The sequence below is a fragment of the Streptomyces sp. NRRL F-5122 genome, from assembly GCF_001507435.1.
GTDB classification, from domain to species: Bacteria; Actinomycetota; Actinomycetes; order Streptomycetales; family Streptomycetaceae; genus Streptomyces; species Streptomyces lannensis.
In genome coordinates, this window is sequence record NZ_LMWH01000278.1 from 99932 (window position 1) to 122066 (window position 22135).

18 protein-coding genes and 1 pseudogene are annotated in these 22135 nt (G+C 68.3%); 15 read left to right on the forward strand and 4 right to left on the reverse strand.

Annotation, left to right across the window (positions count from 1 at the left end; genetic code table 11):
- The first annotated feature begins 227 nt into the window (after positions 1-227).
- The 9 genes and pseudogenes from ADL25_RS38755 (at position 228) to ADL25_RS38790 (ending at position 8147) form a co-directional block, all read left to right on the forward strand.
- Entirely contained in the window at positions 228-851 is a 624-nt protein-coding gene (locus ADL25_RS38755) for a DoxX family membrane protein (protein WP_059132608.1), read from the forward strand.
- A gap of 494 nt (positions 852-1345) precedes the next feature.
- On the forward strand, positions 1346-2251 hold the full coding sequence (locus ADL25_RS38760; protein ID WP_059132609.1) for a universal stress protein: 906 nt from the start codon (positions 1346-1348) through the stop codon (positions 2249-2251).
- Between the two features lie 58 nt (positions 2252-2309).
- Complete coding sequence (locus ADL25_RS38765) at positions 2310-3185, forward strand: universal stress protein (RefSeq protein WP_059132610.1); 876 nt, start codon at positions 2310-2312, stop codon at positions 3183-3185.
- Between the two features lie 259 nt (positions 3186-3444).
- Positions 3445-3762, forward strand: a pseudogene (locus tag ADL25_RS52455) (PAS domain-containing protein); the annotation flags it as partial.
- Positions 3763-3842: 80 nt separating this feature from the next.
- Entirely contained in the window at positions 3843-4832 is a 990-nt protein-coding gene (locus ADL25_RS49430; protein WP_234381216.1) for a hypothetical protein, read from the forward strand.
- The gene (locus ADL25_RS38775; protein ID WP_234381217.1) at positions 4733-5401 is read left to right on the forward strand and encodes a PP2C family protein-serine/threonine phosphatase; all 669 of its coding nucleotides are present in this window, start codon (positions 4733-4735) and stop codon (positions 5399-5401) included. Before ADL25_RS49430 ends, ADL25_RS38775 begins: the two co-directional genes overlap by 100 nt.
- A gap of 198 nt (positions 5402-5599) precedes the next feature.
- Complete coding sequence (locus tag ADL25_RS38780; RefSeq protein ID WP_059132613.1) at positions 5600-6070, forward strand: MarR family winged helix-turn-helix transcriptional regulator; 471 nt, start codon at positions 5600-5602, stop codon at positions 6068-6070.
- Complete coding sequence (locus ADL25_RS38785; RefSeq protein WP_059132614.1) at positions 6067-7482, forward strand: MFS transporter; 1416 nt, start codon at positions 6067-6069, stop codon at positions 7480-7482. Before ADL25_RS38780 ends, ADL25_RS38785 begins: the two co-directional genes overlap by 4 nt.
- 68 nt (positions 7483-7550) lie before the next feature.
- Positions 7551-8147 (forward strand): cysteine hydrolase family protein, encoded by a 597-nt coding sequence (locus tag ADL25_RS38790; RefSeq protein ID WP_059132742.1) that lies wholly within the window; start codon positions 7551-7553, stop codon positions 8145-8147.
- A gap of 495 nt (positions 8148-8642) precedes the next feature.
- Here the strand turns inward: ADL25_RS38790 and ADL25_RS38795 are convergent, their stop codons facing one another.
- A complete protein-coding gene (locus ADL25_RS38795) occupies positions 8643-10781 on the reverse strand; it encodes a PP2C family protein-serine/threonine phosphatase (RefSeq protein ID WP_059132615.1) in 2139 nt (712 codons plus the stop codon).
- Between the two features lie 304 nt (positions 10782-11085).
- Positions 11086-11616, reverse strand: a complete 531-nt coding sequence (locus ADL25_RS38800; RefSeq protein ID WP_079050881.1) for a MarR family winged helix-turn-helix transcriptional regulator — start codon at positions 11614-11616, stop codon at positions 11086-11088.
- Positions 11617-11753: 137 nt separating this feature from the next.
- Here ADL25_RS38800 and ADL25_RS38805 point away from each other — a divergent pair, with 137 nt between their 5' ends.
- The 3 genes from ADL25_RS38805 to ADL25_RS38815 are packed head-to-tail and all read left to right on the forward strand — an operon-like array spanning position 11754 to position 13527.
- The gene (locus tag ADL25_RS38805; protein WP_059132617.1) at positions 11754-12716 is read left to right on the forward strand and encodes a quinone oxidoreductase family protein; all 963 of its coding nucleotides are present in this window, start codon (positions 11754-11756) and stop codon (positions 12714-12716) included.
- A gap of 11 nt (positions 12717-12727) precedes the next feature.
- Positions 12728-13012: a hypothetical protein gene (locus ADL25_RS38810; protein WP_059132618.1), complete on the forward strand. Its 285-nt coding sequence runs from the start codon at positions 12728-12730 to the stop codon at positions 13010-13012.
- Between the two features lie 50 nt (positions 13013-13062).
- Complete coding sequence (locus ADL25_RS38815) at positions 13063-13527, forward strand: hypothetical protein (RefSeq protein ID WP_063805827.1); 465 nt, start codon at positions 13063-13065, stop codon at positions 13525-13527.
- A gap of 166 nt (positions 13528-13693) precedes the next feature.
- Here the strand turns inward: ADL25_RS38815 and ADL25_RS38820 are convergent, their stop codons facing one another.
- Positions 13694-14962 (reverse strand): PucR family transcriptional regulator, encoded by a 1269-nt coding sequence (locus ADL25_RS38820; protein ID WP_115974363.1) that lies wholly within the window; start codon positions 14960-14962, stop codon positions 13694-13696.
- A 495-nt stretch (positions 14963-15457) separates the two neighbouring features.
- Between ADL25_RS38820 and ADL25_RS38825 the strand changes: the two genes are divergently transcribed.
- On the forward strand, positions 15458-17899 hold the full coding sequence (locus tag ADL25_RS38825; RefSeq protein ID WP_059132743.1) for a SpoIIE family protein phosphatase: 2442 nt from the start codon (positions 15458-15460) through the stop codon (positions 17897-17899).
- 67 nt (positions 17900-17966) lie between these two features.
- Here the strand turns inward: ADL25_RS38825 and ADL25_RS51175 are convergent, their stop codons facing one another.
- Entirely contained in the window at positions 17967-18323 is a 357-nt protein-coding gene (locus tag ADL25_RS51175) for a hypothetical protein (protein WP_234381218.1), read from the reverse strand.
- Here ADL25_RS51175 and ADL25_RS45455 point away from each other — a divergent pair.
- Both ADL25_RS45455 and ADL25_RS38835 read left to right on the forward strand, forming a co-directional pair.
- Entirely contained in the window at positions 18219-20099 is a 1881-nt protein-coding gene (locus tag ADL25_RS45455; protein WP_416070680.1) for a PP2C family protein-serine/threonine phosphatase, read from the forward strand. The genes ADL25_RS51175 and ADL25_RS45455 overlap by 105 nt on opposite strands.
- Positions 20100-20304: 205 nt before the next feature.
- The gene (locus ADL25_RS38835; protein ID WP_059132620.1) at positions 20305-22008 is read left to right on the forward strand and encodes an NAD-dependent malic enzyme; all 1704 of its coding nucleotides are present in this window, start codon (positions 20305-20307) and stop codon (positions 22006-22008) included.
- The last annotated feature ends 127 nt before the right edge of the window (positions 22009-22135 follow it).

A 22135-nucleotide genomic window follows, 5' to 3' on the forward strand; every position in this document is an offset into this window, starting at 1 on the left:
CCCGGGTGTCGACTCCGCTTGGACTGCGCTCGCAACTCGCCACATCCTCTCGTCGTACGCGCTCGCCCGTCGGCGGTCCTCAGGTCTCCGCCCCAACAGGCCCCGCACAAAGGGCCGTTCAGCCCAAGGGGTACGGCCCTTCGGCATCCGGTCCGGTACTCGGCAACCGACGAGAGTGGGGATGTCGGAACAACGGCGACTCACAAATCCCCGAAGGGATCATCACCATGGCCGTACACGAGGACCCTCAGCGGAGCCCGGGAATCCACGTACCGCCTTTCCGCCGGCACCGGACCGCGCCCGCATCCACCGTGTCGGCAGACCTCGACACGCACACGGCACAGGCCTACGCCCTCGCGTCCCTGCGCATCCTCACCGGGTTCGTCTTCCTGTGGGCGTTCCTGGACAAGACCTTCGGCCTCGGCTACGCGACCGCGTCCGGCAAGGGATGGATCGACGGCGGCTCGCCGACGAAGGGTTTCCTCAGCTCCGTGGCCGCCGGTCCGATGCAGTCGACCTTCCACTCGTGGGCCGGTGATGCATGGGCGGACTGGCTGTTCATGCTGGGGCTGCTCGCCGTCGGCGTCGCCGTCATGACCGGAGTGGCGCTGCGCCTCGCGGCCGGCGCCGGTACGGCGATGATGGCACTCATGTGGCTGGCGGAGTGGCCGCCCGCCAAGCGCCTGTCGGACGGGGCGCCGAGCATGTCGTCCAATCCGTTCGCCGACTATCACGTGATCTACGCCGCGGCGCTGATCGTGCTGGCCGCTGTCGGCGCGGGCGCGGCGTGGGGGCTGGGCAGGGTCTGGTGCCGGCTTCCGGTCGTCCGGGACCATTCCTGGCTGCACTGACCGGCCGTGGTGCGACGGGCCCCCGGGCCCGTCGCACACGCCTGTCCACGGGGTCCGGTGCGCCCGGGGCGTGCGAGGACCAGCAAGCCGGCATCATAGGCTCCGGCTCATCCCGTCCACCATGCGGTCTCGGCTCGTCCCACGCATTCGCGCCGATCCTTCGCCTGCGACGGCGCTCGTCAGCCTCTGTCTCCAGGACTACACACCAGTACGCGCACCTGCTCACAGCGCCCTGCCCATGGACGTCGCCACCGCAGACCGCGTCCGACAACGAGCGATCGCATGAGGCAGCGATCAGGACACACGTTCTACGACATTCCGTGCCGGCTCACGACACGCTCAGGTCCCTGACCGGGGGCGCGTGCAGGCCCGGGGTCGCTTCCCGTCCCGGGGGGCGACCTCAGGGCCGAATGGACCCGAGGCTGACCGTGCGGCCTATACACGCCTCAGGCTCCTGACGAGACGCTGGCCATGGCAGACAGGAGGTAAGCCCCATGGTTGAGCCCGTCATCGTGGGAGTGGACGGATCGGCCGAGAGTCTCGCCGCCGCCGAATGGGCCGCACGCGAGGCGGTACGCCGTGAGCGACCTCTGCGCATGGTGCATGCCTGGAACTGGCATCTCCACCAGAGGGACGGCGCAGAGCGCGCGAACGCCGCGCAGCGGCAGCTGGCGCGGCGCGTCCTGCGGCAGGCGTCGGAGCGCGTCGGCCACGCCGTTCCCGGCGTGCAGGTCACCGACGAGCAACTCGAGGGCCCGGCCACCGAGGCCCTGGTCAAGGCAGCCCAGCATGCCGAACTGCTGGTATTGGGCTCCCGCGGGCTGAGCGGTTTCACCGGCTTTCTCGTGGGCTCCGTCGCCATGGGCACGGTCGCCAATGCCACGCGTCCCGTCGTTCTCGTACGCGCGGATGAGGAGGCCGAGGACGAACACTTTCCGGGGGACGACGGCAAGCCGTCAACCGAAACCGGCTATCGAGACGTGGTGCTGGGAATGGACCTCCGGGATCCTTGCGACGAGGTGATCGAGTTCGCGTTCGAGGCGGCGGGGCAGCGGCACGCCCGGCTGCATGTCGTCTACGCATGGCAGGCACCTTCCGCGATCAGTCTCGGGCCCGGGGACATCGCACTGATGCACAATCCCCAGCAGGGTGAGGAATGGAAGGAATTCCTGTCCGCCGTCCTTCAGGTCTGGCGTGACAAGTACCCCGAGACGGAGGTCGTGGAGACCGTGGTGGAGGGCAAGGCCGCGACCGCCCTCGCCCGGGCCGCTTCCCCGGCGAGCCTGCTCGTCCTGGGCCGTCGTATGGCAGAGCGGCCGACGGTCCCGCGTCTCGGTCCTGTCACTCATGCCGCGGTTCATCACGTCGGCTGCCCGCTGGCCGTCGTTCCCCACGGGTAGGACGCCCAGGGCTGGGGAGCCCACGGCTCCCCAGCGCGGCGAAAAGGCGGTGAGAGAGATGACGGAGCTGCCCCTGGTCGTCGGGGTCGACGGATCGGACTCGAGCCTCGTGGCGGTCGACTGGGCAACGGACGAAGCGGCCCGGCACGGTCTGCCGCTCCGGATAGTGCACGCCTCCTTGTGGGAACGCTACGAAGGTGTCCTGCCGTCGGACAGCCCTGAACGCCCGTCCGAGCAAGTGATGGCGCAGAACATCATCGAGACGGCGGCAGAGCGCGCACAGCGGCGGAACCCCGACGTGAAGGTGTCCGCCGACGTGGTGCCCGAAGACGCTGCGTCGGCCTTGCTGCGCGAAGGAAGCAACGCCTACGTCCTGATCACTGGCTCTCGCGGCCGCACCGCGCTCGAAGGGCTGCTTCTGGGATCGGTCAGCCTGGCCGTCGCCTCGCGTGCACACGGTCCCGTGATCGTGGTCCGCGGCGACAAGGCAGGGCTGGCCGGCGTGCATGGACGCATCCTCCTCGGTGCCGGAGAAGGCGGCGCGAGGAACGAGGCGGTGCGGTTCGCACTTCGCGAGGCCGAGGCACGCGGATGTGTCCTCGACGTGGTTCGTACTTGGCGCCGCCCGGCACATGGGGCCGCCGAACACCCCATGTCCGCCGGGGAGGCAGTGCGCGACGGCGAGCAGTGGGCGTCCGACCTGCTCGACGTCCTGCTCGGCGATGCGATGACGGACCACCGGAATGTGAGGGTGCGCCGCAGCACGGTGGAAGGACCTGCCAAGTCGGTGCTGCTCAAGCGCTCGGCCGCTGCGGACCTCGTGGTCATCGGGGCGCGGCGCGCACAGGGCCACCTGTGTCACCTCGGCCGGGTGAGTCACAGGCTGCTGCACCACGCGTACTGCCCGGTCGCGATCGTGCTCCAGCGGATGTGACCCGGACCCCGTCCTGTGCCGTTGGAGGTGCCGGGCGTACCGCGACGGCACGACACCCGCCGTAGGGGCGGCCACCGAGCACAACTGGAAGGCGAAGGAATCGAGATAAGGCGCAGCCTGACTGTGGCCCGTGTTCATCGCGCCCACAATGAGGGCTCGCGTCACCCATGACGCGGCATGGCTGACCGCGCGATGAAATGACCGGGATGGGATCATCGGGGTAGCCGGGTGATCGCTCAACGATCGCGAGGGAGCGGCGGTGGACGCTTCGAATGAACTCCTTCGAAAGGCCGAGCCGTCGGCTCTGTTGTACCCGGACGGCATCGTCCGCTCACTCAACCGCGCGATGGCAACGGCACTCGACAGGTCGGCGGAACAATGTGCAGGCCGATACCTACGGGAGCTGTTGCCCGAGAGCCAGCGCAACGTGGTCGAGCGCATCGTGGCGCACGCCGGCAAGCATCGACTGGCCATGCAGGTGCTGGAGCTCCCCAGACAGGGCCGAGCATCCGTGGTCGCTCTCATCGAAGCGCGGCCGGTGACCTCCGCCGGAGGCGAGCAGCTGGTCTGGGTGCACTCACTGAACGTGAGCAATGATCTCGGCAGTCTGCTAATCCGTTCCGACTGTCGGCGAGGTCCGCCGGCCTCGGCCTGTGCATGTACCTGCCGCAGGTACGTCAGATCGAGTGGCTGGGAGGCGCGCCCGCCGTGGCCGCGCTGTTCCCGGAGGGCTCGGTTTCCCTGCCCTGGCTGGTGCGTCACATCCACACCGACGATCGGCCTTCCCTGCGTCGGCTCCTGCACTCGGACAACAACCGGCGTTCCTGGACCACCTTGCGGTTTCAGGGCGACCAGGGTGACTGGCACCGTCTTGCCTGCCAAACCCGTCGGATCCAACTCGGATACGAGGGTCCCGAGCAGATCTTCGGAATGATCCGCGACGACACCTGTGACGAGGCTCGCCGGCAGGAGATGGTGGCGGCGGTGGAGGCCCAGCGACGCCGGGCCGACGAGATCGCGGAATTCTCCTCGGCCCTCATCACCGCTTCCACCGAGCAGGAACTGCGACAGGTGGTCCTGACACGACTCGCCGCGACCTTCGCCGGCACCGGCGCGGCACTGGCGCTCGTCGACGACGAGCACCTCTCGGTGTCCTCGGATGCCGGGCTTCCTTCCTGGCACGTCGACGCCCTGCACTGCCGCTCGCTGGACGAACAGGGTCCGCTGCCCCATGTGATCCGCACGGGTGAGCCGCTGTTCATCAGGAACCAGGAGGACCTTCTCAGCCGCTGGCCGAACGGCGATGCTGCGCCGCTGGCCTGGCCCGGCCCCGACGTCGCCATGTCGATCAGCCCCCTGGGCCTCGGCGGTGACCAGGCGCCCGGCGCCTGGGTGGTCACCTACGACAGCGGCCACCATCCGTCGCCGGACGAGAAAGCCTTCATATCACGCTGGCCGAACTCGCCGGCCAGGCGCTCGGGCGGATCAGATCGCAGCAGGCCCGGCTCGAGCTGGCCACGGCAGTTCAAGATCACATGCTCCCGAAGTTGCCCGAGCATCTGCCCGGCCTGGAGGTCGCCGCCCGCTACCGACCCTGCCGTGCCGGGCTCGACATCGGCGGTGACTGGTACGACGCCTTCCTCATGACGGATGGTGCGATCGCCGTGGAGATCGGCGACGCCCAAGGGCACGACGTGGACGCGGCAGCCTTCATGGGACAGGTACGCAGCTCCATGCGAGCGCTCGCCGCGCACGAGCCGGACCCCTCGAGCGTGCTCACGCACACCAATCAACTGCTCATCGCGATGGGCGCGCCCCGGTTCGCCAGCTGCACGATGCTGCACATCGATCCCCACAGCGGACAGGTCACCGGGGCGAACGCCGGCCATGTGCCACTGCTTGCCGCACACCAGGACGGCAGTCACGAGATCCACGCGCTACCGGGCGGTCCTGTCCTGGGAATCCTGCCGAACGCCGATTATCCGGACGAGACCTTCACCCTCGACAGGGACACCGCGCTGGTCATGGTCACCGACGGCGTGGTCGAAGGGCCTGACCTCTCCCTGGACGCCGGACTGGAGCGCACCGGAACACTGGCCGCCCAGGCCGTTCACGACGGACTGAGCGCCGACGAAACCGCTGATCTCGTCCTCGACGCCGCGGTCGCGTTGAACCACCCCGACGATCTCGCCGTGCTGGTCGTCCGACGCATTTGATGGATTGCCGGGTCACGGACTCCGCACTGCCCTCGAATGGCCGGCCGACCACCTTGCCGCGCCATGGGTAGGGCGCAGCTCACCGCACGCTCTCAACAACTCCTGGCCTCGCCCGAAGCCGCGTGATCCAATGTGGGGCAATCGGGAATTCGACAAGTAACTTGGCAAAGTTACTTGTCGAGATCTAGGCTGAGGGCCATGACCACGGACCCAGGACCGCAGCAGTCCGCAGCGACCGCGCAGCGGCTCAGTGATGCGATGAAACGGCTGCGCGCTCGACTGCGCGCGGAATCCGGGCAGCACTCGGTCGGCCTGACCCTCACACAGCTCGCGGTGCTGGGGAGCGTGGTGCGGGAAGGCCCGGTCACCGCGGCCCGACTCGCCGCGCTGGAGCACGTCAGCCCGCAATCCATCGCGCAGAGTCTGGCGGTGCTCAAGGCCGCAGGGCTGGTCCACAGCGAGCCGGACCCGCAGGACGGCCGCCGAAAGCTGATGAGCGCCGACCCCACCGCGACCCAACTGATCGACAACCTGCTCGCGGGGCGCGCCGCCTTCCTGACACGGGCCATCGACCGAGTGGTCGCCGTGGAGGAGCGCCAGGACCTCGAGAAGGCCATCGTGTTGCTCGAACGCCTCGCCGCGGCCGACCTGAGTGACGGCGGCATATGAGGGCCGCCACCAGCCAGGCCGAGACAGAGGCGCGCGGTCACTCCCCCATGCCCTTCGCGTGGACGTTCACCACCCCGCTCTACCTGGGCTCAAGCCTCAACCCGATCAACAGCTCCATCATCGCGACCGCGCTGGTCCCCATCGCCGCCGATCTGCACGTCTCGGTGGGCAGCACCGCCGCGCTGGTCTCCTCGCTCTACCTGGCCAGCGCCGTCGCACAGCCAACGGCCGGCAAGTTGGCGGAAGTACTCGGCGCGCGCCGGATCTTTCTCTCCGGCATCGTGCTCGTGCTGCTCGGCGGTGTCTTCGGCGGCCTCGGCCAGAGCCTGGCGATGCTGACCGTCGCCCGGGTCCTGGTCGGCGTCGGCACTTCGGCCGCCTTCCCCTGCGCAATGGTCCTGATCCGGCGCCGCGCCGCGGAGGCAGGTCTCGACGCTCCACCGGGCGGGGTGCTGGGCGGCATCGCGATCGCGGGGATGGCCACCGCCGCCATCGGCCCGCCGATCGGCGGGCTGCTGGTGGGGGCCGCGGGTTGGCGCTGGGCGTTTCTGATCAACATCCCCGTCACCGCGATCGCCCTCACGATGAGCGTGCGCTGGCTGCCCAAGGATCCGGCGCGCGACCACGCGCGCACCGGCCTTCGTCAGGTCGCCGACCGGATCGACCTGCTCGGCATCATCGGATTCGCAGGATCGATGAGCGCGCTGGTCATCTTCCTGATGAGACTTCCGCAGGTCGAGTGGATCGCGCTCGCCACCTTCGTACTCGTCGCGGCCCCGACGGTCGTGTGGGAACTGCGCAGGCCCGCGCCGTTCTTCGACTTCCGCAGCCTCGCCGCCAACGGCCCCCTCACCCGCACCTATCTGCGCCAGGCACTCACCCTGCTCGGCGTCTACTCCGTGATGTACGGCATGACCCAGTGGATGGAGGCCGCCCACGGGATGTCCACCGTTACGGCGGGACTTCTGCTGCTGCCGATGGGAGCCGTATCGGCACTGCTCTCTCGACCGCTCGCCAGCCGCAATCTGGTGCGCGGCCCGCTGATCGCCTCGGCGATCACCATGCTGATCGGGTCGGCCGGCATCATGCTGCTCACCTCGCACAGCCCGGTGATCACGATCGTGCTGGTCTCCCTCGTCTTCGGCATCACGTCCGCCACCACCACGGTCGGCAACCAGACCGCCCTCTACCTCGCGGCACCGCCCGACCAGATCGGCACCGCCTCCGGGCTGTTCCGGACGTTCGGATACCTCGGAACCATCACCTCGGCCGTGATCGGCAGCATCGTCTTCCGCGACGGGGCGAGCGACCACGGTCTGCACATCCTCGGCGTCGTGCTGGTCGCGGCGGGCTTCGCGGTCCTGCTGCTGACCGTCCTCGACCGCCGTTTGTCCTCGACCAGCACTCGATGAACCGCGCCACGAACCGACCGACCAGCACCTCCAGCACCACTGAGAAACCCATCAAGGAGAACCTGCTCGTGAGCACCCCCGCACTTCCCGGCATCACCCCCGCGCGAACCGCCCTGCTCGCCATGGACTTCCAGAACGGGATCGTCCCTCTCGCCCCCGACTCGGACGCCCTCGTCGAGCGGGTCAAGGGCGCCATCTCCGACGTCCGCACCGCCGGTGGCACCGTCGGCTACGTCCGCGTCGGCTTCACCGAGGACGACTGGACCGCGGTCCCCGAGACCAACAAGACCTTCTCAGGCGTCGCTGCGGCGAAGATGATGCACCACGAGGACCCTGCCACCCACATCGACGAGCGGATCGCACCGGAGGACGGCGACATCGTCGTTCGCAAGATCCGCTACGGCTCGGGGTCCACCACGGACCTCCACCGACAGCTCGCCGACCGGGACATCAACACCCTGGTGCTCGCCGGGATCAGCACCAGCGGCGTCGTCCTGTCCACGCTGATCGACGCGGCCGACCGCGACTATCGCGTCTTCGTCCTGTCCGACGGTGTGGCCGACCCCGACCCCGATATCCACCGCGTGCTGGTCGAGAAGGTGTTCCCGTCCCGGGCCCACATCATCGACACCACGCAACTCCGCGCGTTGCTGCAGTCCGTCTGACGCGCGACGGCCCGACGGGCATCGCGTCCGTGCCGCAGCGGCGGAAGTCGCGGCTGCGGCACGGGCGGAGGGGTGCACCACACCGGCCGCCACGCGGGGCGCGTGCCACATCGGCAACGCGACTCCCGTCGGCACGGCGCTCACACGTCGGACAAGCTCGCCACTCGCCGGTCAGTCCTGGCGCAGCACGTTGCCCCAGTCGGAGGCAGCGAACAACAAGGCCCACCCATGGCGCCTGCGTAGGCCGGTACCGTCAACTCCCACCACTGCTGTGGCTTTCTCGGCCGACCAGGCGGTATGTCGACCGAGCCGTAGGAATCAACCGCCAGGCGGTCACCGGCCCCTGAACCCTTTCCTTGCGCCCGCGCCGAACAAGTCATCCGCCGATCCGGGACCGTCATGCTCCCGTAGCCCCGCGCACGCGGCGGCGCCGAAGCCCTGCTCGACATGCGAAGGTGCGCAAGGGGAACCGTGCCTGGTGCCTGACTCGTCGGCCTAGTCCTGATCGTCTTCACGGCGGATGAGGATCAATGCCACGTCGTCGGTGCCGGCGGTGGTGCCGGGTGCCTGGCGGAGCAGCCCGTCGGCTATGGCGTCCGGTGGGGACCCGGCTGTTCGTTGCAGGTGGTCGGCGAGCCCGGCGAGGGAGACGTCGATGTCGGTCCCGGGGGTCTCGACCAGTCCGTCGGTGTAGAGCAGCAGAGCGCTGCCGGGCGGCAGCGGTGTCTCCATCGGTGTGTACCGGGCGCCCGGCTCGATGCCGAGAAGCGGTCCCGGTGGCACGTCGAGGATGGTGACCTGCCCCTCGGCATCCAGCAGCAGAGGCGGTGGATGACCTGCGGTGGCCAACACGGCGCGGTGGGTGGCGAAGTCGACGTGGGCGTAGAGGCAACTGGTGAAGAGCCCGGCGTCCAGGTCCGTGAGCAGCTTGTTGGCACGGGTGAGCACCTCGTCGGGGCGGGCGCCCGCGGTGGCGTGCACGGCGGTGCGTACTTGGCCCATGAGGGCGGCGGCGGTCACGTTGTGCCCCTGGACGTCGCCGATCGCGGCCGCGCAGCCGGAGTCGAGCCGGATGAGGTCGTAGAAGTCCCCCCCGATCTCCACTCCTCGGGTCGCGGGCCGATAGCGCGCGGCGACCTGAAGTCCCGGGATCTCGGGCAGGGCTGTGGGGAGCAGCAAGTCCTGGAGCCGTCGGGCGAGTTGGTGTTGGGTGTCGTAGAGCTGGGCCCGGTCCAGTGCCTGGGCGAGCAGTCCCGACAGCGAGGTGAACAGGGTCCGGTAGCCGGAGCCGAACCGGTGCGGCTCACGGTAGCCGAACGCCACACAGCCGACCGGTCGTCCCAAGGCCGTCAGGGGCATCATGGCGAAAGCGGACAAGCGACTGCGCGCCGACCAGCCGGAGAAGGCGTGGTCCATCTCCTGCGGACTCGAGAAGTACAACGCCTCCTGTTCCAGGATGCAGCGGGCGGCGGGGGTGGCGATGTCCACCAGGCGGCCGTCGATCATCCTGGTGGCCTCCTCGGTGAGTCCCCGGTGGCCGAGAAGTCGCAGCCTGGCCCCGTCCACCGTGAGGAGGGCAATGCCTTCGGCATCGAAAGCGGACATCACGGGACTGCACACGATCTTGACGACGTCCTGCACCTCGACGGCCTGGCTCAGCACGGTGGCCAGTTGCATCAGGTGGTACAGAGACCCGACCCGGGTAGGGGCCTCGTCCGTCGTCGGCGTGAGTGCCGCGGCCTCGGTTGTGCGTGCCGGGATGCCTGAGGTCGCGGTCTCGGCGGGGGCCGCGGTGCGCTTGATACGGACGCTGATACCCGAGGCGCCGGGGAAGAGGCGGAAGGACAGCCAGACATCGGGGGGCCGCAGCGCGGTGAACGAGGTCGGCAGCCGGGTGAACAGAGCCCGTCGGTAGCTGTCCTCGTACACGAGATCGCTCAGCCAGGGCAGAGCCTCCCAGGGCACAGCCCCGATCAAGTCGCTTGTCGCAGTACCGAGGAGATCCGCGGCGGCGACGGTCGCGAAGGTGACCTCACCCTCCAGATTCATCCCCAGGCCGCCGCCGGGGAGCCTTTCCGCGAAGTGGGCACCCGCACGTGCCTCGTCTGCCCTGTAGTGGTTGGCTTCCTGCCGGGGGACGACGAGCGGCCGGCGGTGGGGCCGCACAGGGCGCCCGTCCTCGGCGCAGCGGTTGAGCAGTTTGCTCAGCCGGTGGGCCCCCGCGTCGACCACCGTCAGTTCCTCCGGAACGGGCTCGGGCGGGTGGGAGCCGGGCCAGAGAAGGTTGAGGACGCCCCACAAGGTGTCGCCAGTGACCAAGGGCGTGTCGACGACGGCGTACGGGTACGGCGCCGCGACGGCCGACTCGGGGTAGAGCAGTGCCCGCTCGTTCGGCCCCATCCAGATCTGCCGGCGTTCGCGCGCGGAACGGGCGATGGCGAAGTTCGACTGCAGCCAGATCCGTGTCCACGGGCCGACGTACTTGGCGGGGAAGCCGCTGAGGAGGGCCGCGAAAAGCATGGGCTCGCCCGGCGGGAGCAGCAGGAGCAGTCCGCCATGGGCGCCGCTCTCCTCGACCACCTGGTCGAAAAGCGGGACGAGTACCTCGGGCCCACGGCTGGACAAGTCCGGCATAAAGTACATTATGTAACTAGTTGCAGATGAGTACAGCATCGCAGGCAGGCGGCAGGATCGGCCCGCGACGCGTCACAGGTCACCCCTGTCGGCGCACGTCAGCGCACTGTGTGCGTGCACACTCACGCGCACCTGCCCCTCCTCCCGTCCGATGGGAGCAGTTCCCCGGTCCCGCCTCGCCATCCGATCGATGGCGACCTCTAGCCCGCGTCACGATTCAGAGCGTCAGGATCGGGCCGAGCCGCGAACGCTGCCGACATCCACCGCGACCACGTCGAGCGTTCACCGAACGACCGTCGGCGCGTCAGATGGTCATGTGACCGGCGACGAGCGCGCTTGCGAGCCGGGAGAGTTGGGAGCGTTCCGCATCCGTCAGATGCGCGGCGAGAGCGCGGATCTGCCGATCGACCTCAACAGCGCCCCGGCGGACCAGCTCATGCCCTTGCGGGGTCAGCGAGACCAGTACGGCGCGCCTGTCGTGGGGCGAGGCGGTACGACGCACGAGATCGCGGCGTTCGGCTCGGTCGACGAGGCCGGTCATGCTGGATTTGTCCAGCCCCAGGTGACGGGCGAGTTCCTGCATACCGGGCGTGCGGTCGCGCAGGACTCCGAGGAGCCGCAGTTGGATGATCGACAGCCCATGCTCCGCGGCGACCTTGCCCAGCGCGGCCTGCACCAAGAACGACAGTTGGGCCAGGCTGTCCACGACCCCGAGGTCCTCGACCTGTGCCGCCGCCCCTGTTCCGTCCCGACCCACCGGCGGAGGCGCAACCGCGTCAGGCGCGTCGGTGCGCCGTCGTGATGCCGAAGAGGCAGATGCGAGGTCGTCGGGCATGTCCCCATCCTAGGCGATGTAGTACGCGACACGAACCACTTGCCCTAGTACGTGGCGCCAACTACTTTGATTGGTGCCACGTACTAATTGCGTGGCGGACCTTCCAGCAAACCCCGCCCTCCCCTGAAGGAGTCACGATGCGTGCTGCCGTTGTCCGCTCGTTCGAGAATCCGCCACGCTACGAGGAATTCATCACCCCCAGGCCGACCGAGGGCCAGGTCCTGATCGACATGCTCGCCGCCGGCCTGCACCCCCGGGTCCGCTCCGGCGCCAATGGCACCCACTACACCAGCGACGGGCGTCTGCCCCTGATCCCCGGCGTCGACGGTGTGGGCAGGCTCGCCGACGGTCGGCGCGTGTACTTCGTGGCCGACGACGACGCTCCCGGAACGATGGCCGAACAGGCACTTCTCGACCCCCGCCGATCCGTCCCGCTGCCCGACGACGCCGACCCGGTGACCATCGCCGCCGCGATGAACCCCGCCATGTCCTCCTGGGTGGCGCTGCGCCGCCGGATCGAGTTCCGGCCCGGCCAGAGCATCCTGGTGCTCGGTGCGACCGGGAACGCCGGCCGGATGGCCGTGCAGATCGCCCGCCACCTGGGCGCGGACCGCATCGTCGCCGCAGGGCGCGACCCGAAGTGTCTGGAATTGCTCACCGCTCTCGGCGCCACCGACGTCGTCTCATTGGTGGGCGATCCGGTCCAGTCCGCCGACAAGCTCGGCGAGGCCGCCGCGGACGTCGACGTCGTCATCGACTACACCTGGGGGGCTCCGACCGAACGGGCCATCCCCGCCCTGCTCACCCGCAGGACCGATCGCAGCGCTCCACTGGACTGGATTCAGATCGGCTCCATGGCCGGGCCGGACATCACTCTGCCCTCCTCCGTCCTCCGCGCGGCCAATCTGCGGATCATGGGCAGCGGGCAGGGCTCCGTCACCGCCGCCGGGATCATCGCCGAACTGCCGTCCCTGATGACCGAAATCTCCAAGGGCACCCTCACCGTCGCCGCGTTGCCGCGTCCGCTGGCGCAGGTGGAAGAGGCATGGACCGCTCCCACCGAGCCCGGGCAGCGTGTTGTCCTCACCATCACCGCCTGAGCGTCGCGGACATGAGGACCTTCGAGCTGGCCCTCGCCGTCGATCCCGCCCGCCGCCACACCGACTTACCGCTGATCGACACGGCTCCGCACCCGGTCATCGGTTCGCACGGCAGGCGGATCCAGCCCCGCCGACAAGGGGTGATCGAGAATCTCGGCGTGATCGACAAGATCGCCGTCTCCGGGCGGGCGTGCCCCGTCGGGAGACTCCGCACCGACGACGGGCCGGCCGAGCGGACCGCCGCCATGATGCCGGCGCCGCCACCCGACGCCATCGCCTGCCACTCCGTGAGTTGAGAGCGGTCTTGAGCGCATCACGAATCATCCGTCCGTCTCGTCGTAACGGTATGAGCATCAAACTTCGACGGGCACTGCTGGCGGTCCTGGCTTTCGTGGCCACCTACACAGGAGGATGGGCCTACTTCGCGCCGGAGAACTGGTACGCCAATTTCCCGGGCTTCGGGCTCAGCTGGCTGCCGCAGCTCGGTCCGTACAACATGCATCTCGCCATGGACGACGGCGCCATGTTCCTTGCCATGGCGGTCCTGAGCCTTTTCGCCGTCCGGTACGCAAACAACATGCCGGTAGTGCAGATCACGGCCTGCACCTGGCTCGTCTTCAACGTCCTGCACTTCACCTTCCACATGCGCCATCTGTCGGTCTACAACACCATGGACAAGATCCTCAACGTGGTGGCGCTCAGCCTGCTTGTTCTGATCACGGTCGCTCTCTTCGCGAGACGGCCCGAGGGAGAAGTGATGCGGGAGGAGTCTCGTAAGCCCTCCGTCGGAAGCACCTCCGGAGATCGCTGACTCCGCATCGGCGTGCATGTGATGCGTTCGATCCCCGGGGGGCTCATCCACGCCCGCGGGTAATGCCTCGCCCTCGGTACTGCGATCCCGGTCTCCGTGGCGCTCGCGGCGGGACTGTCCCGGTACTCGCGAGGCGGTCCCCTGTCCTGCGCAGTGGCAGGACTTCTTAGCGGCGACGCCCAGGACTCCCACTGCGCCGGCCCGCTTCTGTGCCCTCTCCTGACGCCCGCATGACCGTGGAGCCGAGGTACTGGACGGCGAGCAGGGCGACCTCAAGATCTGCATGGCCTGCCTCGACCGAGTGACCCATGATCTTCTCCGCCTTGCGGATGCGGTAATGCACAGTGTTCTTGTGCAGGATTTCGGTTCTCGCCGTAGCGGTGTAACTGCATCCGGTCGTCAGGAAATCCTGCAATGTCTCTCGCAACTGTGAGTACTGCTCGTCGTCCACGGCCAGCGGTCCGAGGACGCTCCACACCCAGGCGCGGAGATCTGGGAGGTTCTTGCACATCAAGGCGACCGGAGCGACCTGAGAGTACGCGGTGAGCCGGTGGCCGGGGCTCGCCGCCGTAGCAAGCTCCTGTGCGCGCAACGCCTCCCGGTTCGTTCTTCGGAACCCCTCGATCCCGCGCTGCACGCTTCCGGCGCACACCTGCACGGCGGGTTCGGCGCTTTCGACCACACTCGACAACCGCTCCCAAGCGACGTCGCTGTGTGAACCGAAGGGCAGCCAGGCCCATGCCAGTCCTTCGTCCCGGGGGATGAACAACGGCCTGGCGGGACAGTCGAGTTCCTTTGCGATCTCGTGGGCGAGCCGGGCGAGCCGGGCCAGTCCGGCGCCGCCGTCCGTCAGCACCGGCAGCCAGGCCAGGAGCCCGAGGTGATTCTGCTGCAGGCGGTAGCCGAGAGCAGCTTCCGCCGAGTCGAGGTCTACCGCCTTCTCGGCGAGGATGTCCCGCACACGCGCGCCACATACGGCAGTTCGGCCCAGCAACCAGTGTTCCCTCTCCTGGTGGTACACCTGAATCACATGCTCGGTGATGTTGTCGATGTAAGCGAAGCTCACTTTCAGCATGCGACGGTTGACGGCGGCAGAGACAACGTCATCAACCTGCCGGCCTGCGAGCTCGTCCAGGCACCATTGCAGGAAACGCCAGTGTCCGATCCTGTAGGCCCGGATCAATGCACTGACGGAGATATCTCTCTGAGCCAATCTCCTGGCATATTCATCGGGCGCGGAAAGCCCCTCAAGACTTTCCAGCGGAATGTCATTCTCAAAGATGTGCAGCAAAGTGGCGACATTTTCCTTGACGCTCGCGAGAAGGATCTTCTCGACGACGCCGTCCCCGCTGATCTCCGGGATTTCTATAAGTAGGTGTTCCCATACGTCACGACACACCTCCGTGAACTGTGACTCTACGTTTGCTGCACTCACGGACAGTTCCCGTGCAGGCTCCAGACTCTCCACACCCACGCCCTAAAGGCTGTAAGACAGGCACCACCAAATTGCATGGCACCTGCCGGGAATCAAGTGGTGCGGGAAACGGGGATTGGATCCGGCTTCCACACCTTGCCGATGGGACCAGTGCCATGCACGCACTGGCCTCGTCCGCCGTACTTCGGCACCGCCAAGCGGTGAGCGATTTGTTTCTACGACACAAACTACAACCAGAAGATGGTGCCCTGCGACCGACGCCTGTCCCGCTTTCCGCTCCTACCCTCGTGCTTACTGTCGCGATCCTGACAGTACGGCCCCGATCCCCGCGGACGGCGAGGAGCGAAGGCGTCGCGCATCGGCTGAGAGCCGCCGGATCGCCAGGAGGTAACCGCTGGGAGGACGGTCCGACCGTGGGCTGGTGCGACGATTCACCCGCTGCCTGCCGGCCCGATTCTTAGCAATCCGCGTGATGGGAGAGATCCGGTGACCGAGATGCTTCAAGGCAGTCTCTGTGAGCGACTCGACCCCCGGGAGACGCCCAACGCCGCCATCGCGATGATCGACGCCGAGGGGACGGTGGTGGGGTGGACGACCACGGCGCAACGGCTGGTCGGCTACCCGGCCGCCGAAGTGGTAGGCCGGCCGGTCTCCACCGTCCTGCCCCTCACCCGCCGAACGCTGCGGGAGTGGTCGTCGACCGAGCAGTGCCTCGCCCGGGGCGGCTGGTCCGGCACCTCGACCGTCCGCCACCGTGACGGCCATGCCCTCAAGGCGAGCATGCGGATCTCGCTGCTGCGGGGCCAGGACCGGGAAATTCATTGGCTCGTCTCCGGCACCGACATCACCTCGCTCTCCCCGGTGGCGACCACCGGATGGGTCCGGGACTCGCTCCTCACCCGCACGCCGATCGGCATCGTCGTTCGTGACCGGGACCTGCACTGTGCCTGGGCAAACGACGCGATGGAGCAGCAGGACGGCATCTGCTGCGATCAGCGGCTGGGACGCCGTCCGACGGATGCGCTGCCAGGCACCGACACCGAAAGGCTTGAGGGGGTGATGCGGCAGGTCCTGGACAGCGATGTCACCGCGGTCCACGAGTACCGTGCGTGGCCGCCGACTGATCCGTGCCGTGAGCACGCGATCGCGGCCTCGTACTTCTGCCTCCGGGACGCGGACGGCCGGGCCATGGGGGTGTGCTGCATGAGTGTGGACATCACCGCCGCTCAGCGGGCACGCGAGCGCCTGGCCATCCTCAGCGAAGCCGGCACGCGCATTGGCAACAGTCTGGACGTGATGCAGATCGGCCAGGAGCTGGCCGACATCGCGGTGCCCTTGCTGGCGGACTACGTCAACGTCGACCTGGCCGAGTCGATCGAGTTCGGCGAAGCACCCTTCGCCCGCATCGGCCCGTTGGACAACCGCCGTCCCGTCTTGCGGCGCGCTGGACTGGCCTCGATCCACCCCGGGATCCCCGAGTCCCCGTGGGTGCGCGGTGAGCTGGTCCCTCTGCCACCGGGCTCGCCGTTCACCAAGGTGCTGTCGTCCGGCCGCTCCCATTTGGAACCAGTCCTGGACGGTTCTCCCGGCACCTGGTTCGACCATGACCCCGACCGGGCACGGACCATGCGTGAGAGCGGCATGCATTCCCTGATGGTCGTACCCATTTGTACGCGGCGCTCCTTCCTGGGGACGGCGGTGTTCATCAGGACCGAGGAACCCACGCCGTTCCAGGAGGACGACCTGCTTCTGGCTGAGGAACTCGTCAGCCGGACGGCTCTGTCGCTGGACAACGCCCGCCGGTACGCACGCGAACGAAGCGCGGCCCTGACTCTCCAACGCAACCTGCTCCCCCCGCGTTCGGTGCAGGGCACGGCTATCGAGACGGCCTCGCGCTATCTGCCGGCCGACATCGACAACGGCGTGGGGGGCGACTGGTTCGACGTCATCCCGCTGTCCGGCGCCCGGACGGCCCTGGTCGTGGGCGATGTTGTGGGCCACGGCATCAACGCCGCGGCGACCATGGGCCGGCTCCGCACCGCAGTACACACGCTCGCCGACCTGGACCTGGCCCCCGACGAGTTGCTGACCCATCTCGACGACACCGTCCGGCGGATGGCCGAGGAAGACGCCCACTCTCACGACCCGACCCGCGTCACCGGCGCGACCTGCTTGTATGCCATCTACGACCCCGTCACCCGCAAGTGCACCATGGCACGGGCCGGACACCCCCCGCCGGCGATCGTCGACCCCCACGGCACGGTCACCTTCCCCCACCTGCCCACGGGAAGACCGCTCGGCATCGGGCTGGGAACGCCCTTCGAAGCGGTCGAGCTGGAACTGCCCGAAGGCAGCCGGTTCGCCCTGTACACCGACGGCCTGATCGAGAGCCGCGACCACGACATCGACACCGGCATGAAGCGACTCGGCGACGCCCTGACCCGTCCCGGCAGGTCCCTGGAAGGCCTCTGCTCCTCGGTGATCGAGACGGTGCAGACCAAATCACCGGGCGACGATGTGACATTGCTGGTCGCGCGGACCCATGCGCTGAGCCCGAGCCAGACCACGTACTGGGAACTGCCCAACGACCCGGCAATCGTCCGCCACGCCCGCACCCTGGTCACCCGACGACTGACTCAGTGGGGACTGCAACGACTGGAGGCCTCCACCGAGCTGATCATCAGCGAACTGGTCACCAACGCCGTCCGCCACGCCGCCGGCCCGATCCGTCTCCGCCTGATTCGGCACCAGGTCCTGACATGCGAAGTGTCCGACACCAGCAACACCCTCCCTCGACTGCGCCACGCCTGCGCCGGCGACGAAGGCGGCCGCGGCCTCTACATCGTCGCCCAGCTCTGCCAGCGCCAGGGTGCCAGATGCCTGACAAGCGGCGGCAAGACCGTCTGGGCCGAACAGGAACTCGACTCCGGTATCTGAGACAGGAAGTGCGACGAATATCGCTCGATCATCGGACCGTCGGCGAGGGTGACGGCACGGACCGGGATCACCCCATCAAGACCTCTTTACGGCCGTCCGTCCGCCGTTCCCAGCGAGCTCCCTGCCGTCGTCCCTCAATACTGCGGTCAAAGGCGTCCTTCACCGAGACATCGCGGCGAAATGCGCGAATATGGCTGTAGAGGCTGTTTTGGTATTCGCCAGGGGGCCACAGATGGACGTCTCGGACGAACTCCTCCGAAGGGCTGACCCGGCCGCTCTCCTGACGCTCGACGGTGTCATCAACGGTGTCAACGCTGCGATGGCCACAGCGCTGGGCAGGCCGGCGGACCAGTGCCTGGGACGTGACTTCAAGGAACTGTGTCCCGTAAGCCAGCGGATCTCGGCCGAAAGCCTCGTGATCCACGCCGCCAGGACGAAGTCGGTCGCAATGCGGGTGCTGGAGTTCGCCGGGCTAGGCGGAGCACCGGTAGCCTGCTTGATCGAAGCGCGGCACGTGAAGGATCCAGCCGGTGACGAGCAACTGGTCTGGGTACACGCACTGGATACGCGCAACGACCTGGCAAGCCTGCTGATCCCGTTCCGGCTGGCCGCCAAGGCCGCTGACCTCGGCCTGTGGATGTATTCAGCCCAAGAGCACCAGCTGGAGTGGCTCGGTGGCGCACCCGCCCTGGCCGCGACCTTCCCGGATCCCAAGACTTACCTGGCCACAGTGATCTCGGCAGTACACCCTGACGACCATGAGGCCTTCCGGCAGCTCCTGCGCCCGCCCCGCGGCCCGTCCCCCTGGGTGCGGCTGCGGTACCTCACCCAGCACGACGGCTGGCACCAACTGGCCATTCAGACCCGTCGGATCCAGCTGGGCTGCGACGGCCCCGAGCGGATCTTCGGGGTGGTCCGCGACGACACCAAGCAGGAGAAGCGGAAGAAGAAGACGCAGGCCGCACTGATGGCCGAGCGGCAGCGCGCAAAGGAGGTCGCCGACTTCTCCTCCGCCTTGATCACCGCAGCCACTGAGCAGGAACTGCGCCAGGTGGCGCTGACCCGGCTCGCCGCGACCTTCGGCGGCACCGGTGCCCTCTTCGCACTCGTCGACGAAGGCCGCCTGCGCGTCTCCACCGATGCCGGGGTAGCCATGCGGGAGGTCGAAACCCTGGACGGCCTGCGGCTGGACGAGCCGAGCCCGCTGCCCGAGGCAATCCGCACCGGGGAACCGCAGTTCATCCTCGACCGGGAGGACTACTTTCGCCGCTGGCCGGACGGGGCCGGCTTTCCTTGGCTCGCGCGGCTCGGCTTCGACTACACCACCTCCATCACGCCCCTCAGCGAGACCGGCAATCAACCGCTCGGGGCCTGGATGGTGTTTCACGGCAGCGGACATCGGCCGTCCTTGGACCAGCGGACCCTCATGGGTACCCTGGCCGACCTGGCAGGCCAGGCGCTGAGGCGCATCAGGTTGCAGCAGGCACGAGTCGAGCTGGCCACGGCACTGCAGCAGACGATGCTCCCCACGCTGCCCGAGCACCTTCCGGGCCTGGAGGTCGCCGCCCGCTACCGGCCCAGCCGCGACGGGCTGGACATCGGCGGAGACTGGTACGACGCCTTCGTGATGCCCGACGGCACGGTCGCCATGGAGATCGGCGACGCTCAAGGCCATGACGTCGACGCCGCCGCAGCCATGGGACAGGTGCGCGCCTCGATACGCGCTATCGCCGCCCGCGAACCGGATCCCGCAGCGGTACTGACCCGCACCAACGAGCTGCTCGTCACGATGGGCGCGGCACGATTCGCCAGCTGCACGATGCTGCATCTCGACCCACACGACGGACGGGTCACGGGCGCCAGCGCCGGCCATGTGCCGGTGCTGTACGCGTGCAGCGACGGCAGCCACAGCATCCGCGAACTGCCGGGCGGGCCCGTCCTGGGAGTCGTGCCCGACACCGACTACCGCGAGGAGACCTTCACCCTGGACGAGGGCAGTGTGCTGGTCATGGTCACGGACGGCGTGGTCGAAGGACCGCGCCTCACGCTCGAAGCCGGACTGGAGCGAGCCGGAGCACTGGCCGGCGCGGCCCTTCACGACGGATTGAACGCCGAGGAGACCGCCGACCGCATCCTCGACGCCGCCGTCGCGGAGGACCACCTCGACGATGTGGCGGTGCTGGTCATCCGACGCACGTGACCGCGTCACGCCGGCCGGCAAGGACGACAAGCTCCAAAACCTTGATCATGATCGCGGTCGGTCCAGCCTGTCGCTTCGAAGCCGTGCACGTCGGGAGAAGAAATGCTCCACGCGCATGAATCATGCGAGCTTTAGGCATTGGACGCATGCTTCGTCTGCGTCGACTCTGGTTGCATCCATTCGGAGATCCGACAGGGAGTCGAGAATGAAAACGAGGTGGAACGCCGTGGAAGGGCGGCTGGAGACGAAGGCCCGCGGGCGTGCCGTCCTGGCCGATCCCCGGCTGAACCGCGGTACGGCGTTCACCCAGCAGCAGCGGCGAGAGCTGGATCTCGTGGGGCTGATGCCGCCACAGGTCCTCACGCAGGACCAGCAGGCCGTGCGCGCCTATCAGCAGTACCGGGCACAGCCGAGCGACCTGGCGAAGAACGTCTACCTGACCGCACTTCACGACCGAAACGAGGTGCTGTTCTACCGGCTCCTCGGCGATCATCTCGCCGAGATGCTCCCCATCGTGTACACCCCCACCGTCGGCACCGCCATCGAGCGCTACAGCTACGAATACCGCCGCCCCGCCGGCGTCTACCTGTCGGTCGACACACCCGAGGACATCGAGCGGTCGCTGACGGCGACGGGGCTCGGTCCGGGCGACGTGGACCTGATCGTGGCCACCGACGGCGAGGCCGTTCTCGGGATCGGCGACTGGGGTGTGGGCGGCATCGACATCGCCGTCGGCAAGCTCGCCGTCTACACCGCCGCCGCAGGCATCGATCCGCGCCGCACACTGGCGGTGATGCTGGACGTCGGCACCAATCGCCGGGAGCTCCTCGAGGACCCGCTGTACCTCGGAAACCGGCATGAACGCGTCGACCAGGCGGCCTACGACGCCTTCATCGACTCCTACGTCACCACGGCGACGAAGCTCTTTCCTGGCGCCATGCTGCACTGGGAGGACTTCGGCCCGGCCAACGCCCGTCGTGTCCTGGACCGTTACCGGGAGACGGTCTTCACGTTCAACGACGACATCCAGGGCACCGGTGCCGTCAACCTCGCCGCCCTGCTCGCCGGCGTCAAGGCCAGCGGCATCCCCCTGACGGACCATCGCGTCGTCGTCTTCGGTGCGGGCACCGCCGGTATCGGCGTCGCCGACCAGTTGCGCGACGCCCTCGTCGCCCACGGTCTCTCACCCGAACAAGCCGCCGCCCGCATCTGGGCCGTCGACCGATACGGACTGCTGACCCAAGGCCAGCATGGCATGCGCGACTTCCAGACCCGCTATGCCCGCCCGGCGGTCGAGGTGGCCGACTGGCGGGGCGCCGACGACCCGGGCGGGATCCCGCTCGCCGAAGTGGTCAGTCGGGTGCGCCCGACCGTCCTGATCGGCACCTCCGGCCAGGGCGGCGCCTTCACCGAGGACATCGTCCGCACCATGGCCGCACATACACGGCGCCCGATCATCCTGCCCATGTCCAACCCGACCCGCCTGGCCGAGGCCGTCCCCGGTGACCTGCTCGCCTGGACCGACGGCCGCGCCCTGATCGCCACCGGCAGTCCTTTCGACCCGGTTGAGCACGACGGAGTCACCTACCGGATCGGGCAGGCCAACAACGCCCTTGTCTTCCCCGGTCTGGGGCTGGGCGCCATCGTCGCCGGCGCCGATCGTGTCACCGATCGCATGCTCACCGCGGCTGCCGACGCCGTGGCCGGGCAGATCGACGACATCGGCCCCGGTGCGCCCATCCTGCCCCCCATGGACGAGCTGCACGAGACGTCGGTGGCCGTGGCGGTGGCCGTGGCACGTGCCGCGGCGCACGACGATGTGGCGCATCGTCCAGTCGACGACACCATCGAGCAGCGCGTGCGTGCCGCCATGTGGGTCCCGGCATACCCGCCGCTCAAAGCCGTCTGACTGCGCTCCTCCGTACTGCGACGGGCTCCCGAAAAGCCTCTGGGTGGCGAACGGGCCCGCTGCGGGAGCGGGCCTTTCCCGCGGCCGAGGCCACGGACACTCCCTCGCCATCGCACCTTGAAAGGTG